The organism is Lentzea sp. NPDC006480 (assembly GCF_040611995.1).
In the GTDB taxonomy this organism is placed as follows: Bacteria; Actinomycetota; Actinomycetes; order Mycobacteriales; family Pseudonocardiaceae; genus Lentzea.
In genome coordinates this window covers 54433-66864 of record NZ_JBEXPJ010000008.1, presented here as the reverse complement: position 1 = coordinate 66864, position 12432 = coordinate 54433, and the positions used below count along the sequence as shown (strand labels likewise).

Annotated in this window: 16 protein-coding genes; 3 read left to right on the top strand and 13 right to left on the bottom strand. The window is 68.9% G+C overall.

Annotated elements, in window-relative coordinates; genetic code table 11:
* Nucleotides 1-23: 23 nt before the first annotated feature.
* Complete coding sequence (locus ABZX92_RS05560) at nt 24-707, bottom strand: aspartate/glutamate racemase family protein (RefSeq protein WP_355554391.1); 684 nt, start codon at nt 705-707, stop codon at nt 24-26.
* A gap of 9 nt (nt 708-716) precedes the next feature.
* Nucleotides 717-1271, bottom strand: a complete 555-nt coding sequence (locus ABZX92_RS05555; RefSeq protein ID WP_355554389.1) for a TIGR03086 family metal-binding protein — start codon at nt 1269-1271, stop codon at nt 717-719.
* Between the two features lie 67 nt (nt 1272-1338).
* Here ABZX92_RS05555 and ABZX92_RS05550 point away from each other — a divergent pair, with 67 nt between their 5' ends.
* Nucleotides 1339-2112 carry a helix-turn-helix domain-containing protein gene (locus tag ABZX92_RS05550; protein ID WP_355554387.1) on the top strand — a complete coding sequence of 258 codons (774 nt, stop codon included), beginning with the start codon at nt 1339-1341 and terminating at the stop codon, nt 2110-2112.
* On the opposite strand, the gene ABZX92_RS05545 is transcribed toward ABZX92_RS05550, so the two are convergent.
* Nucleotides 2105-2542, bottom strand: coding sequence for a VOC family protein (locus ABZX92_RS05545; protein WP_355554385.1), 438 nt, complete (start codon nt 2540-2542; stop codon nt 2105-2107). The two genes, ABZX92_RS05550 and ABZX92_RS05545, sit on opposite strands and share 8 nt — an antisense overlap.
* Before the next feature lie 108 nt (nt 2543-2650).
* Between ABZX92_RS05545 and ABZX92_RS05540 the strand changes: the two genes are divergently transcribed.
* Nucleotides 2651-3241 (top strand): LysE family translocator, encoded by a 591-nt coding sequence (locus ABZX92_RS05540; RefSeq protein ID WP_355554383.1) that lies wholly within the window; start codon nt 2651-2653, stop codon nt 3239-3241.
* Here ABZX92_RS05540 and ABZX92_RS05535 read toward each other — a convergent pair.
* The 6 genes from ABZX92_RS05535 to ABZX92_RS05510 all read right to left on the bottom strand — a co-directional run bounded on the left by ABZX92_RS05535 (nt 3238) and on the right by ABZX92_RS05510 (nt 7834).
* Nucleotides 3238-4488, bottom strand: a complete 1251-nt coding sequence (locus tag ABZX92_RS05535; RefSeq protein WP_355554381.1) for an RNA polymerase sigma factor — start codon at nt 4486-4488, stop codon at nt 3238-3240. The two genes, ABZX92_RS05540 and ABZX92_RS05535, sit on opposite strands and share 4 nt — an antisense overlap.
* Nucleotides 4489-4495: 7 nt before the next feature.
* Nucleotides 4496-4726, bottom strand: a complete 231-nt coding sequence (locus ABZX92_RS05530; protein ID WP_355554379.1) for a hypothetical protein — start codon at nt 4724-4726, stop codon at nt 4496-4498.
* A 67-nt stretch (nt 4727-4793) separates the two neighbouring features.
* Nucleotides 4794-5627 carry an NAD(P)H-binding protein gene (locus ABZX92_RS05525; RefSeq protein WP_355554377.1) on the bottom strand — a complete coding sequence of 278 codons (834 nt, stop codon included), beginning with the start codon at nt 5625-5627 and terminating at the stop codon, nt 4794-4796.
* Nucleotides 5624-6379, bottom strand: coding sequence for a TetR/AcrR family transcriptional regulator C-terminal domain-containing protein (locus ABZX92_RS05520; protein ID WP_355554375.1), 756 nt, complete (start codon nt 6377-6379; stop codon nt 5624-5626). Before ABZX92_RS05520 ends, ABZX92_RS05525 begins: the two co-directional genes overlap by 4 nt.
* A 56-nt stretch (nt 6380-6435) precedes the next feature.
* Nucleotides 6436-7083 (bottom strand): SGNH/GDSL hydrolase family protein, encoded by a 648-nt coding sequence (locus ABZX92_RS05515; protein ID WP_355554373.1) that lies wholly within the window; start codon nt 7081-7083, stop codon nt 6436-6438.
* A gap of 49 nt (nt 7084-7132) precedes the next feature.
* The gene (locus ABZX92_RS05510; protein WP_355554372.1) at nt 7133-7834 is read right to left on the bottom strand and encodes a hypothetical protein; all 702 of its coding nucleotides are present in this window, start codon (nt 7832-7834) and stop codon (nt 7133-7135) included.
* Between the two features lie 39 nt (nt 7835-7873).
* Between ABZX92_RS05510 and ABZX92_RS05505 the strand changes: the two genes are divergently transcribed.
* Nucleotides 7874-8698 carry a MarR family transcriptional regulator gene (locus ABZX92_RS05505; protein WP_355554371.1) on the top strand — a complete coding sequence of 275 codons (825 nt, stop codon included), beginning with the start codon at nt 7874-7876 and terminating at the stop codon, nt 8696-8698.
* 71 nt (nt 8699-8769) lie between these two features.
* On the opposite strand, the gene ABZX92_RS05500 is transcribed toward ABZX92_RS05505, so the two are convergent.
* The 4 genes from ABZX92_RS05500 to ABZX92_RS05485 are packed head-to-tail and all read right to left on the bottom strand — an operon-like array spanning nt 8770 to nt 12416.
* The gene (locus ABZX92_RS05500; RefSeq protein WP_355554369.1) at nt 8770-8994 is read right to left on the bottom strand and encodes a hypothetical protein; all 225 of its coding nucleotides are present in this window, start codon (nt 8992-8994) and stop codon (nt 8770-8772) included.
* A complete protein-coding gene (locus ABZX92_RS05495) occupies nt 8991-9503 on the bottom strand; it encodes a general stress protein (RefSeq protein ID WP_355554367.1) in 513 nt (170 codons plus the stop codon). The genes ABZX92_RS05500 and ABZX92_RS05495 overlap by 4 nt, the downstream gene beginning before the upstream one ends.
* Nucleotides 9504-9543: 40 nt before the next feature.
* The gene (locus ABZX92_RS05490) at nt 9544-10803 is read right to left on the bottom strand and encodes a GNAT family N-acetyltransferase (protein ID WP_355554365.1); all 1260 of its coding nucleotides are present in this window, start codon (nt 10801-10803) and stop codon (nt 9544-9546) included.
* Nucleotides 10785-12416, bottom strand: a complete 1632-nt coding sequence (locus ABZX92_RS05485; protein WP_355554468.1) for an MFS transporter — start codon at nt 12414-12416, stop codon at nt 10785-10787. The genes ABZX92_RS05490 and ABZX92_RS05485 overlap by 19 nt, the downstream gene beginning before the upstream one ends.
* Nucleotides 12417-12432: the final 16 nt, after the last annotated feature.

Sequence of the window (12432 nt, the reverse complement as noted above, 5' to 3'; positions counted from 1 at the left end):
GCCTGGGCGATCAGCGCCGGCGTTCACCCGATGGCACGCTCCACGGCCGCCTCGACGTGCAGGCGGGTCGTCGGGAACACCGGCAGCGGCACGTCGTCCTGGCTGATCAGCAGCTCGATCTCGGTGCAGCCGAGGATGATCCCCTCCGCCCCCTCGAACCGCGCGATCACGTCCTGGTAGGCACGGCGGGACTCGTCGCGGACAATGCCGAGGCACAGCTCGTCGTAGATGATCCTGTGCACGGTCGCGCGGTCCTCCGTGGACGGAAGCAGGACGCGCAACCCGTGCGACTCCAGGCGTTCGCGGTAGAACGGCTGGTCCATCGTGAACCCCGTGCCGAGCAGCCCGACCGTGGTCAGGCCCGCGTTCTTGATGGCCGCCGCGGTCGTGTCGCCGAGGTGGATGACCGGGATGTCAACCGCGGCCTGCACCTCGTCGAACACCTTGTGCATGGTGTTGGTGCAGATGAGCAGGAAGTCAGCGCCGCCGGCCTGGACACCGGCGGCGGCTTCGGCGAGCGCCTTGCCCGCGTCGTCCCAGCGGCCCTCGACCTGCATGCGTTCGATCTCGGCGAAGTCCACCGAGTGCAGCACGATCTTGGCCGAGTGCAGGCCGCCGACGCGTTCGCGCACCAGCACGTTCGCGAGCCGGTAGTACTCCGCGCTGCTCTCCCAGCTCATCCCGCCCAGCATCCCGATCGTCAGCATGCCTCCAAGTCAAGCACTCCAGCGCGGGTCGCGGCCGGTGCGGGCGACGAGCTGCTGCATCGGCGACGCGTCCGCCGGAGGCTCGACGGGCGGCTTGAACACGTTCCACTCGATGGCCGTCGGGCCCATCTGCGTGACGAGGTTCGAGACCTCGTCGAACACCTCGGTGTCCGGCTCGAAGTTCTGGCCGGTCGCCTGAGCGAGGTCCCACGCGTGGATGGTGAGGTCGAGCAGCGCCAGGCCACCGACGGTCTGCGCCGGCATCTGCATGTTCCCGGCGATGCCCTCGTCCGCACCGGGCTGGCCCCACGCGTCGACGAGCTTTGCGGTCTCGGACGGGAACTGCGTGCGCCACTGCGGGTAGTTCGGGGTGTGGCTGAAGTCGGCGTCCTGCTTGACGGCGAGCTTCTGGAACTCGACGACGACGTGCAGCAGGTGGTCGAGCAGGGCGCTGACGTCGTAGTCGGCGCACGGGGTGGGCTTGGTCAGGTCGTCGTCGGTGATGTTCGCGATGACGGGCAACGCGTGGTCGCGGGCGCGGTCGAGCAGAACGCTGAGCTTCATGGTTCCGAACGCTATTGGCCCGCGGTTCGCCGTTCTTGAAGAAACGCGCCAACCTAGGATCTCCGGTGTGCAAAGGCCGCGCCGGGACACTCGGGGGATCGTGGACGCGCGCGAGCTCTTCTCTCGCGTGCGGTTCCGCCGCCGTGTGCCGTGTGCGGAGTTGCAGCCGTATCTGGAGCACTACTGGCTGATCGACGGCACGCTCGATGAGCCGTACACCTCCTACGTGGTGCCGCATCCGTCTGTGAACGTCGTCTTCGAACACGGGTACGCGCACCCGGAGATCGCCGGAGTGGCGCTGGGGTTGTTCAGCCACGTGCTCGACGGGCCGATTCGGGTGGCCGGTGTGCAGTTCCGGCCCGGCGGGTTCCGGCCGTTCCGCGACGAGCCGGTGTCGCGGTGGACCGGGAAGCGCGTCCGGCAGACCGACATACCGTCGTCGCCGGTGCTGGACGTGGAAGACGAGGACGAGAGAGTTGCCGCACTCGACGCGTTCCTTCTCTCGTGGGGACCAACGCCCGATGCGCAGGCCACGCTCGCGATGGACCTGGTGCAACAGATCCGCGAGGACCGGGAGATCCGGAAGGTCACCGACTTCGCGCGGGCCGCCGGTGTCTCGGTGCGGACGATGCAGCGGCTGTTCGCGGACTACGTCGGGGTGAGCCCGAAGTGGGTGATCCTGCGGTACCGGATCCACGAGGCGTTGGAGCGGGCGGAGTCCGAGGTGGAGTGGTCACGGCTGGCCGCCGACCTCGGTTACAGCGACCAGGCCCACTTGGTGCGGGACTTCACCCAGACCGTCGGAGTGTCTCCAGCGGCTTATGCGCGGGCACTCAGTTGAAGTACTCGCACAGCTCGATGAGCATGCCCTCGGGACCGCGGACGTAACAGGTCTTGAGCATGCTCTGGTAGGTCTCGACGTTGCGCACCACTTCGCCGCCGAGCGGCTTCAAGCGGGCGAGCGTGTCGTCGAGGTCGTCCACAACGAACGCGACGTGCCGCAGGCCGAGAGCGTTGATCGGGGCATGTGAGCTGCCGTCGACGGCGTCCGGCGTCTCGAACTCGCTGAACTCGATGCGGTACCGGTCGTCCGGGGTGCGCAGCATCGCGATCTCGCTCTTGGAGCCGTCGAGGCCGATCACGCCGTCGACGAACTCGCCCTCCATGTGCGCCTTGCCTTCGAGCTCCATGCCGAGGGCTTCGAAGAACGCGACGGCCGCCGCGAGGTCGGTGACGGTCATGCCGACGTGGTGCATGCTCTTGATGGTCATATCCCTGGGACGGTACCGCCGACGTCACTTCGACATCGGAAGTGGTCCAATTTCGAAGGCGAGATCTGGCTCTGCTTTCTGGACCGCTTGCGCGGCAGGGTTGTCGGCATGAGCCTTGCATTCCTGGTCACGACGTTGATCGCGGTCGCCACACCCGGAACCGGTGTCCTCTACACGTTGTCGGCCGGTCTCGCACACGGCCGGAAGGCGAGTGTGATCGCCGCGTTCGGCTGCACGCTGGGGATCGTGCCGCACGTGCTGGCCACGGTCACCGGGTTGGCGGCGCTGTTGCACGCGAGCGCGCTGGCGTTCCAGGTCGTGAAGTACCTGGGTGTCGCCTATCTGGTGTACCTGGCGTGGATGACGTTGCGGGACAAGAGCGAGCTGGTGGTGGACACCGCGGCGGGTCCTGCGTCGGCGCGGAGGATCGTGGTGTCGGCGGTGCTGATCAACCTGCTCAACCCGAAGCTGACGATCTTCTTCGTGGCGTTCCTGCCGCAGTTCGCTTCGGGCTTTCAGGAGATGGTCACGTTGAGCGGCGTGTTCATGGCGCTGACGTTCGCGGTCTTCGCCGTGTACGGGGTGTTCGCGGCGTCGATGCGCGACCGGGTGCTGGCCCGGCCGCGCGTGCTGGTGTGGTTGCGCCGGTTCTTCGCCGCTTCGTTCGCCGCTCTGGGCGTGAAGCTCGCGCTGACCTAGTCGCAGGCGGCGGCGCGTTCGAGCAGCAGCGTCTTCTCGCGTTCGTTGCGGGTGAGCTTCGCGGCCTTCTCGAACTCCGCCTTGGCCTCCTTGGCGCGGCCGAGCTTGAGCAGGAAGTCGCCGCGCACACTGGGCAGCAGGTGGTAGCCCTGCAACGCCTTCGCGCCGGAGATCTCGTCGACCAGCGCCAGCCCGGCGGCGGGTCCGAACGCCATGGAGAGCGCCACCGCGCGGTTGAGCTCGACGATCGGCGACGGCGAGATCTGCCCGAGCACCTCGTAGAGCGTGGCGATGCGTTGCCAGTCGGTGTCCTCGGGCCTTCGAGCCCGGGCGTGACACGCGGCGAGGGCGGCCTGCACGTAGTACGGGCCGGGCGGCTGGTTGAGCGCTTCGGCCCGTTCCAGCGCCTTGAGGCCGCGGCCGATGAGCAGCCAGTCCCACTTGCCGCGGTCCTGTTCGAGCAACAGCACGGGTTCGCCGTTCGGTCCGGTGCGGGCCTTCGACCGCGAGGCCTGGATCTCCATCAGCGCGACCAGGCTGTGGACCTCGGCCTCCTTGGGCGCGAGCTCCGCGAGCACACGACCGAGCCGCAGCGCCTCCGCGCACAGCTCAGGGCGCATCCAGTCGTCGCCCTGGGTTGCGGAGTAGCCCTCGTTGAAGATCAGGTAGAGGACTTCGAGCACGGACGCGAGGCGGGTCTGCAGGTCGGGGCCTTCGGGGACCTCGAACGGCACGCCGGCGTCGGCCAGCGCCTTCTTGGCGCGCACGATCCGTTGCGCCACGGTCGAGTCGCTGACCAGGAACGCGCGGGCGATCTCCTCGGTCTTGAGGCCGCCGAGCATCTTGAGGGTGAGGGCGACCCGTGCCTCGGTGCCCAGAACGGGGTGGCAGGCGGTGAAGATGAGGCTCAGCAGGTCGTCGCCGATCTCGTCGTCGACGCCCTCGCTGGCATCCGGCGTGGCCTCCTGGACGTCGCGCCCGATCTCCTCGACCTTGCGGTTGAAGTTCTCCCGCCTGCGAATCTGGTCGATCGCCCGCCGCTTGGCCGTCGTCATCAGCCACGCGCCGGGATTCTTCGGCACGCCGTCCTCAGGCCACTGCTCCAACGCCGCGACCAGCGCGTCCTGCGCCATCTCCTCGGCGAGCCCGACGTCGCGCGTGTACCGGGCGAGCGCGGCGATGACCTTCGCCGACTCCATCCGCCAAACCGCGTCGATGGTGCGGTGCACCGAGGTAGTAGCCCCCATGGAGGCATCAGACCACAGCCACCTGCCGTATTTCCACGACGCACGCCGGAAGGGGGATGCGCCTGACGCGTTCGACCGCCTCCTCGCGGCTGCGGACGTCGATCAGCCAGTACCCGGACACCCCGCAGGCGTGCGGCACGAGGTCGCCGGCGTCGAGCAGGACACCGCCGCGTTCGAGGGCGTCGGTGTGCAGTGCTGCCAACGGATCCGGACTTATGACGAACACCATGAACCGCACCGGGCCTCCTCGATCGCGCTCCCCTTGCAGAGACGTCGAACGGGAGGCCCGGAAATCGACGCGATGATCAGGTGAAGTCGGCGCGGTGATCACGTGCCCACTGCGCGAACGTCCGGTACGGCCGGCCCATGAGCCGCTCGTAGTCCGGCGACACCACGAACTCGTAGTCGCTGAAGTCGTCCGCCTCGCCACCCTCGTACCCGGCGATGCCGAGGATGTAGCGGGCGATCTCCTCCGGCCAGCCGACGCTCACGTAGTAGGCGAGCGCCTCCTCGACCGTGACGTCCCGGAACCGCAGCGGACGCCCGATCGCCTCGCCCAACTCCGCTGCCATCTGCCGCTGGGTGAGCCGCGGCGGGCCGGTCAGGTTGTAGGCCTTGCCCGCGTGCCCGTCCGCCAGCAGGACCTTGATCGCCACCTCGGCGATGTCGGCCTCGTGGATCGGCTGGCCGAACTCGTCGGGGTTCGGGTGCACGATGGTGCCGTCCGCGCGGATCGACGGACCCCACAGGTCGATCTTGTTGGCCGCGAACTCGCCCGGCCGCAGGTGGGTCCACTCGACGCCGGACGCCTCGACCGCCTGCTCGACCGGCAGGTGGTGGCTGGTGTCGTAGCCGTGGGTCACCGCGCCCGAGGACAGCGTGACGATCCTGCGCACACCGGCTTTCACCGCTCGCGCAACGACTTCCGCGGCGGTCGGCGGGTGGACGAACAAGTACAGCTTCTCCACGCCGTCGAACGGGATGCTCGCCGGGTCGTCGAGATCGCCCCGCACGACCTCCACACCCGCCGGGAACGACGCGCGAGCCGGGTTGCGGCTCACCGCACGGACGTCAGAACCCAGGCCACGCACCACCAATCGGCCGACGTTGCCCGTCGCGCCGGTCACCAGGATCGTCATCGCAGGCCCCCTTCGATTCCGTCCAGCAGCTTCTCCAGCCCGTAGTCGAACGAGCCGCGCATGTTGTCCGCGAGCGTGCCCTCGGCGTGGTAGGCGCCGGCGTTCCACAGCGCGGTCATCGCGGGATAGCGCTCCACGTCGAAGTAGTCGTCCCAGAACACCTGCCGCGCGCCCCACCACGAGTCGCCGGACTCACCGGTGGCCGCCGCGAGCTGTTGATCGTCCACTTCGGACGCCGCCGCGCCGTGGACGAACCCCTCGATCGCCACGTGCGCCACGGTGACCTGGCGCGGTTCCAGGCCCGCGTCGGTCAGAGCGGCCAGCACGAACTCCTGGCCGTCCATCAGGCCCGGCCCGAGCGGCGGGCGGACCATCGACACGTCCCGCATCCACGGATGTGCCTGGTAGACCGCGCGGGTGCGGTCCGCGTAGTGCTTGATGCGCTCACGCCACGTGCCGTCAAAGCCGAGCGCACGTTCCTGCAGCACGGTGTCGGCCATCAGGTCGAGGAGCTCGCCCTTGCCCGGCACGTGCGTGTAGAGCGACATCGTGCCGACGGTCAGCTCCTGCGCGACGCGGGCCATCGACATCGCGCCGAGCCCTTCGCGGTCGGCCACCGCGATCGCCGCCGCGACGATCTGGTCGACGCTCACCTTGGGCTTCCTGCCGACCGGCTTCGGCTCCTGCGGCGTGCGCCAGAGCAGTGCGAGCGTCCTGACCGGGTCTCCCCCGCCACTGCGTTCGGAGGCCATCCGTCCACCCCAATTCCGTAGGCCATACGGAAACAATACCGTACGACCTGCGGGAATCAACCGACCAGCTCCAGCCAAGCCTCCGCGAGAACGCTGTGACCTGCGGCGGTGAGGTGCACACCGTCCTCTGACCAGCGTTCCGGGGTGTCCAGGGCGGTGAAGAGGCGGTCGGCTTCGAGCAGCTCGGCGTCGTACCGGGTGGCGAGCTCGTGCACGACCTCGATCTTCGGCTCCAGGTCGGCGCGCCACTCCTCGCGTTCCTGGTCGCCGATCAGCACGCCGTGGGGCCCGGCCTCGACCACGGCCGACACGTGCAGCAGGAACGGCTCGACGAGGATCAGCTCTGTGTCCGCCAGTGGCTTCAACAGCCGGTCATAGGTGTCCGCGTACTCCTCGGTCGAGATCACCGGTGCCTCGGGGAGGATCGTGCGCCGGCCGACGTCGTTGATCCCGACCAGGATCGACAGCACGTCCGGGCGCGCGTCGAGGACGTCGGTCTGCCAGCGGGCTTCCAGATCGGTCACCGTGTCGCCGGGGTGAGCGGTGTTGAGCCAGGTCAGAGGCCGGTCGGGGTGTTCGAAGCACCACCGGCCGGCGGCCTGCAGCGCGTACGCCGCGCGGTCCTCACCGGGCGGTCGCACGAAGCTGCTGATCGAGTCGCCGGTGAACATCACGGTGCTGCCGGCCTTCAGCGTGATCGTCATGCCCGCAACCCTGACGCGACCCGCTGACAGGCCGCGCACACGACGCTGATCAGCGCCTGTTGACGTACCAGGTGACCTTCACAGCGGTCGCCGACAGGTCCTTCAGCTCGGCACACACCTCGCGCCCGAACACCAGTCCGGTGCTGCGGCAGACCCGCTCTTCGTTGTTGCTCAACGACTTCGCGGACGTATAACCGTGCGACGCCAGATGTGTGCGCATCACCTCGTGAGCGCGCTCGCCGGTCGCCTCCACCTGACGCGCGCAATTGGCCCCGTGTCCCGAGCCGCACCACATCTCGGCATGGCTCAGCCGCAACCCGGACGGCCCGGGCAGGACGCCTTCGTCACCGGGCGCGGCGCCCTCGTGCTCGTCCAGCACGGCGACCGCGGTGCCCAGCAGACCCAGCCCCACCACGGCCGCCAGCCACACGACGCCGACGAGCCACCGCCCGTCCACCAGCAGGCTCACCGAGCACACCACCCCGGTGAGCAGCGGGTAGAGCCAGAAGCCCTCCATCGCGGCCGGCACCCACGGCCCGGACCAGCCCAGCCCGCGCGGCACGACGAACCACGCCTGCAGAGCCAGCAGGACCAGCCCGACGACGAGTCCGGTTCGCACGGTGCGGGCCAACGCGCACCACAGCAGGATCGGCAACGCCAGGTACAGGCTCGCGTCCGCGAAGGACACCGCCAGTCCCGCGGCACCCAACGCAAAACGCCACCAATGCGCACGCAGCCCAGTGATCCACACCTGGCCAGTATGCGGAACCGAGGGAGCAAGATGGCGGCCATGATTCACACCGCCCGGCGCTTCCACGACCTGCTCGAGCCGATCTGCCTGGTCACCTTCTTCGCCGACGAGTGCAACGAGGAGCTGGCCGCGCTCGGCCACGGCAACTACTGGGACGGCTACTTCGCCAGCCGCGCCGCACCGCTCGGCCGCGTGCCGGCGGAGGTCGTGCACGCGGCGTTCTACAACTTCGGCGACGGGGAGGCCGCGCGGCACATCCCGGGCGCGTGGGAGAAGATCCCGCCCGAGGAGTCCGTCGCCGCCCGCGAACGGGGTAGCGCGGCCTCGGTCCGGCGGATCGTCGGCGACCTGGCCGACTCTCCCGGGCTGGTGCGCGCCGCCGACCTGACCACCAAAGCCGCGACGAGCGCGCCCGTGGTCGGCCGGGTTATGTACGCGGGGATGCGCACGCTGCCCATCCCGGCCGATCCGGTGGCCCGGTTGTGGCATTCCGCGACCATGCTGCGCGAGCACCGCGGTGACGGGCACATCGCCGCCCTGGTCGGCGCGGGCATCGGCGGCATCGAGGCGCACGTGCTCTCGGCGCTGGAGATGGGCATCCACCCGCCGGAGTCGCACGGGCGCATCCACCACCTGCCGAAGAAGCGGCTCAAAGCGGCCATGGACGGCCTGCGCGAGCGCGGGATCGTCGACGCCGAGGGCTGGTTCACCGACGCGGGCCGCGAGCTCAAGCAACGCGTCGAGGACCTGACCGACGAACTCGCCGCCCCGCCGTACGAGGCGCTCTCGCCCGCCGAACAGGACGAGCTGGTCGCCGTGCTCGAACCCATCAGCGCGAAGCTGGTGGCCGCGGGCTCGCAGTGACCCAGGGACGGAGACGCGGAAACGCCGCCCCGGTCCGGGACGGCGTTTCCTGTGTGGTGGGAGCTGGTCTGTCAGGCCACTCGAAGATCGGCTCCGGCCGGTTCGAGCAGCAGCTGGGTCACCCGCAGCTGACTGGCGGCGGCCCTCAGGTCCTTCACGATCTCGGCGACGTCGTGGCCCAGGTCTTGGTCGGCCCGCGAGGCCAGCTGGGCGGCGGACATGCCCAGCCGGGCGCTGGTCTGCCGAATCTCCTCGAGGGCGACCCGCAGCTCGTCGACCGTCAGCGGGGTGCTCATGACCGCCAGGCCAGGCTGGTCAGCATTTCCTTGCCTCGTTCGGCGTTGCGCGGCTGGCTGAGCACGTCGTAGCGACCGGCCACGAGCTGGGTGACGGACGCGAAGTCGCGCTTGCCGCGAGTGGCGCCGTAGCGGACCGCGGCGCCGGCGAGCCCGAACGCGGTACCGGCGATGAGGCCCACGACGATCGGGGCGAGAGCGCCACCGGTCGAGAACAGGCCCAGCAGCAGACCGACGAACAGACCGAACCAGGCACCCGACGCGGCACCAGCGCCGAGGACGCGGCCCCAGGTCAGGCGGCCGGTGACACGTTCGACGATCATCGGCTCGACGCCGACGATGGTCACGTCGGCGACCGGGAAGTCGTTGTCCGCCAAGTGGTCGACAGCCCGCTGCGCCTCTTCGTAGGTCGCGTAGGAACCGATCGGCCAGCCCGAGGGCGGGGTGGGCAGTGCGTTCACGCCTGCGGCGTTGCCAGCTCCTGCGGTGAACGGAGTCGCGGTGGTCATTTTGCAACACCTCCGATATGCGATTCCCTTACACCACGTATTACGAATGCGCTCCCACGATTGTTCCCGCAGTTGAGCCGATGTGACTCAGCTCCCTCTCGGTAAGCGTGATGTCCAGCGATTCCAGGGTTTCCGAAAGGTTTTCAACCTGAGAATTCTCAGGTTTGTTCCCCGCTCGCTCAATTGTCAGCGTCGTGCCGACCAAACGGCGGCTCAGTCCTGGTTCGAGGCGCATGACGACGAGCTGGCGGCTGAACGGCGACCGTTCGTGCGTGGCGATGTAGTGGTTGGCCATCAGGTAGTCGACGGGCAGCTGCTCGACGTCGGGGTGGAACGCGTGCATGCGTTGCCAGCCGTCCGCGGTCTCCTTCTCCAGCACCCACAGACCTTCCGCGCGCCGCAGCCGGTGCGGCCACCCGGCCTGATCCACCACCGCGCCGTCGACCAGCGGCATCGGGTGCAGCATCCCGGCGCCGAACCCGACGTCGATCAGGTGGTCGTCCACGAGCGACACGAAATGCGTGCGCGGCCCGGTCGCCACCCGGCTCATCCGCCGCGCGACCGAATGTCCGAGGCGTTCCAGCACGGCCGTGAACAGCAGCTGGTGCTCGTAGCAGTAGCCGCCGCGGCGTCGGCCGATCATCTTGGCCTGGATGTCCGCGAGATCCAGCGACGGCACGAGGCCGAGCATCACGTCGATGTTCTCGAACGGGATGGCGCGCACATGCGCCTCGTGCAACTCCGTGAGCGTGCTCGACGCGGACGCTCCCGTGCGCGCGAAGTACGCGTCGAGGTCCACCAAGTCCGTCTGCCACATGACCGCAGACTGCCATTCCTCTTTGGTGAGGGCGTACTCCACTTCGCCCTGTTCACTGCCCGGCAGCGGCTCGGCCCAGTCGACGTGGAACGTCCGGATGTGCCGCAGCCCGGACTTCTCCATCACGCGCCGCGAGCCGGAGTTGACGAACATCGTGGTGGCGACGACCCGCTGCACGTCACCGGTCGTGAAACCGCGTGCTATCAGCGCTTTCGAGCCCTCGGTGCCGTATCCGCGGCCCCAGAACTCCGGGTGCAGCCGGTAGCCGAGCTCGACCACACCGTCCCCGACGGGCTTGAACTCGAACCAGCCGACGAACCGGCCGGTGTCCTTCTCGAACGCCGCCAGGAAGCTCTCGCCGAGGAAGTGCTCGACCGGTTCGGGGTCGAGGTACCGCATGACCTCGGGATCGGCGTGCAACTCGTGCAGCAGGTCCACATCGGACGGCCCGAGCGGGCGCAGCGTCAGGCGTTCTGTTTCCACTTCGCCATCGTGACCCGGTTGTCCACCGGTTTCCCGCACATCAGCGACGCCACGGCCGCCACCAGGCACAGCACGATCGCGAACCCGAAGGCGATCGCGAGCCCCTGCGCGAACGGCTGCGAGATCAGGCTCGGGAAGAACCCCCGCCCGGTCAGGAAGGCGGCCTGGTCCGGCGGGAGCGTCGCGAGCTGGTCGCCGAGCAGCTGCTGGATCGGGTTGTAGCCGAGGAACGCCGCGAACAGCACGGCCACCGCGGGCAGCGACGCCACCTGCGCGGCGGCAGCGGGCGACACGCCGTGCTCGACGAGCCCGGTCCGCATCGCGCCGGGCAGCGACTGCGAGAAGCCGACGATGATCAGGCTGAAGAAGAACCCGATCGACAGCACCATCGCGGTGTTCTGGAAGGTGGTCATCATGCCGCTGCCCGAGCCGCGGGAGCCGGCGGGCAGCGAGTTCATCACCTCGGCGCGGTTGGGCGAGGAGAACATCCCCATCCCGATGCCGGTGCACACCAGGATCAGCGCGAACGCCCAGTACGGGAAGTCGACGGGCAACGCGATCAGCAGCGCGAACGTGGCCGCCGCGATCAGGTTGCCGGTGAACGCGAGCATGCGGCTGCCGACCCGGTCGGACAGGATCCCGGCGGCCGGCGCGGCGAGCAGGAACCCGACCGTCATCGGCAGCATGTAGATGCCGGCCCACAGCGGCGTCTCCTCGTAGGAGTAGCCGTGCAGCGGCAGCCAGATGCCCTGCAGCCAGATGATCAGGATGAACTGCAGCCCGCCGCGGCCCAGTGCCGAGGTGAAGTTGGCGATGTTGCCCCAGGTGAACGACCTGAGCTGGAACAGGCGCAGGTCGAACAGCGGGTTCGGCACGCGTTGCTCGATCACCACGAACGCGGCCAGCACCAGCAGGCCGCCGATCAGGCAGGTGAGCACGAGCGGGCTGGTCCAGCCGGTCTGCGAGGTGCCGTGCGGCTGGATGCCGTAGGTGATGCCGACCAGCACCGCGACCAGGCCGACGGCGAAGGTGATGTTGCCCCACCAGTCCATCTCGGCGTGCCGGCGCTCGCCGGTGTCGCGCAGCTTCAGGTACGCCCAGACCGTGCCGAACAGGCCGAACGGCACGGAGACGATGAAGACCAGGTTCCAGTTGACCGGCGCGAGCAGGCCGCCGATCACCAGTCCGAGGAACGACCCGGCGATGGCGGCCACGCCGTTGATGCCCAGTGCCATGCCGCGCTGGGTCACCGGGAACGCGTCCGCGAGGATCGCCGAGGAGTTCGCCATCAGGAACGCCCCGCCGACGCCCTGCACGACGCGCCACCCGATCAGCCACAGCGCCGCGGCGTCGCCGTCGAACCAGGTCACGGCCAGCATGATCGAGCTGGCCGTGAAGATCGCGAAGCCCAGGTTGTACATGCGGGCCCGGCCGTACATGTCGCCCAGCCGCCCGAAGCTCACCACCAGCACCGCGGTGACGACCAGGAAGCCCATGATCATCCACAGCAGGTAGCCGGTGTTGGCCGGGTCGAGCGGGTTGATCGCGATGCCCTTGAAGATGTCGGGCAGCGCGATCAGCACGATCGAGGAGTTGATCGTCGCGATCAGCATGCCCAGCGTCGTGTTC

Excerpts from the sequence above, each read along its gene's own strand:
- ABZX92_RS05560 (WP_355554391.1), bottom strand. The coding sequence starts at position 707 with ATGCTGACGATCGGGATGCTGGGCGGGATGAGCTGGGAGAGCAGCGCG.
- ABZX92_RS05555 (WP_355554389.1), bottom strand. The coding sequence starts at position 1,271 with ATGAAGCTCAGCGTTCTGCTCGACCGCGCCCGCGACCACGCGTTGCCC.
- ABZX92_RS05545 (WP_355554385.1), bottom strand. The coding sequence starts at position 2,542 with ATGACCATCAAGAGCATGCACCACGTCGGCATGACCGTCACCGACCTC.
- ABZX92_RS05540 (WP_355554383.1), top strand. The coding sequence starts at position 2,651 with ATGAGCCTTGCATTCCTGGTCACGACGTTGATCGCGGTCGCCACACCC.
- ABZX92_RS05535 (WP_355554381.1), bottom strand. The coding sequence starts at position 4,488 with ATGGGGGCTACTACCTCGGTGCACCGCACCATCGACGCGGTTTGGCGG.
- ABZX92_RS05525 (WP_355554377.1), bottom strand. The coding sequence starts at position 5,627 with ATGACGATCCTGGTGACCGGCGCGACGGGCAACGTCGGCCGATTGGTG.
- ABZX92_RS05520 (WP_355554375.1), bottom strand. The coding sequence starts at position 6,379 with ATGGCCTCCGAACGCAGTGGCGGGGGAGACCCGGTCAGGACGCTCGCA.
- ABZX92_RS05515 (WP_355554373.1), bottom strand. The coding sequence starts at position 7,083 with ATGACGATCACGCTGAAGGCCGGCAGCACCGTGATGTTCACCGGCGAC.
- ABZX92_RS05505 (WP_355554371.1), top strand. The coding sequence starts at position 7,874 with ATGATTCACACCGCCCGGCGCTTCCACGACCTGCTCGAGCCGATCTGC.
- ABZX92_RS05500 (WP_355554369.1), bottom strand. The coding sequence starts at position 8,994 with ATGAGCACCCCGCTGACGGTCGACGAGCTGCGGGTCGCCCTCGAGGAG.
- ABZX92_RS05495 (WP_355554367.1), bottom strand. The coding sequence starts at position 9,503 with ATGACCACCGCGACTCCGTTCACCGCAGGAGCTGGCAACGCCGCAGGC.
- ABZX92_RS05485 (WP_355554468.1), bottom strand. The coding sequence starts at position 12,416 with ATGCTGATCGCGACGATCAACTCCTCGATCGTGCTGATCGCGCTGCCC.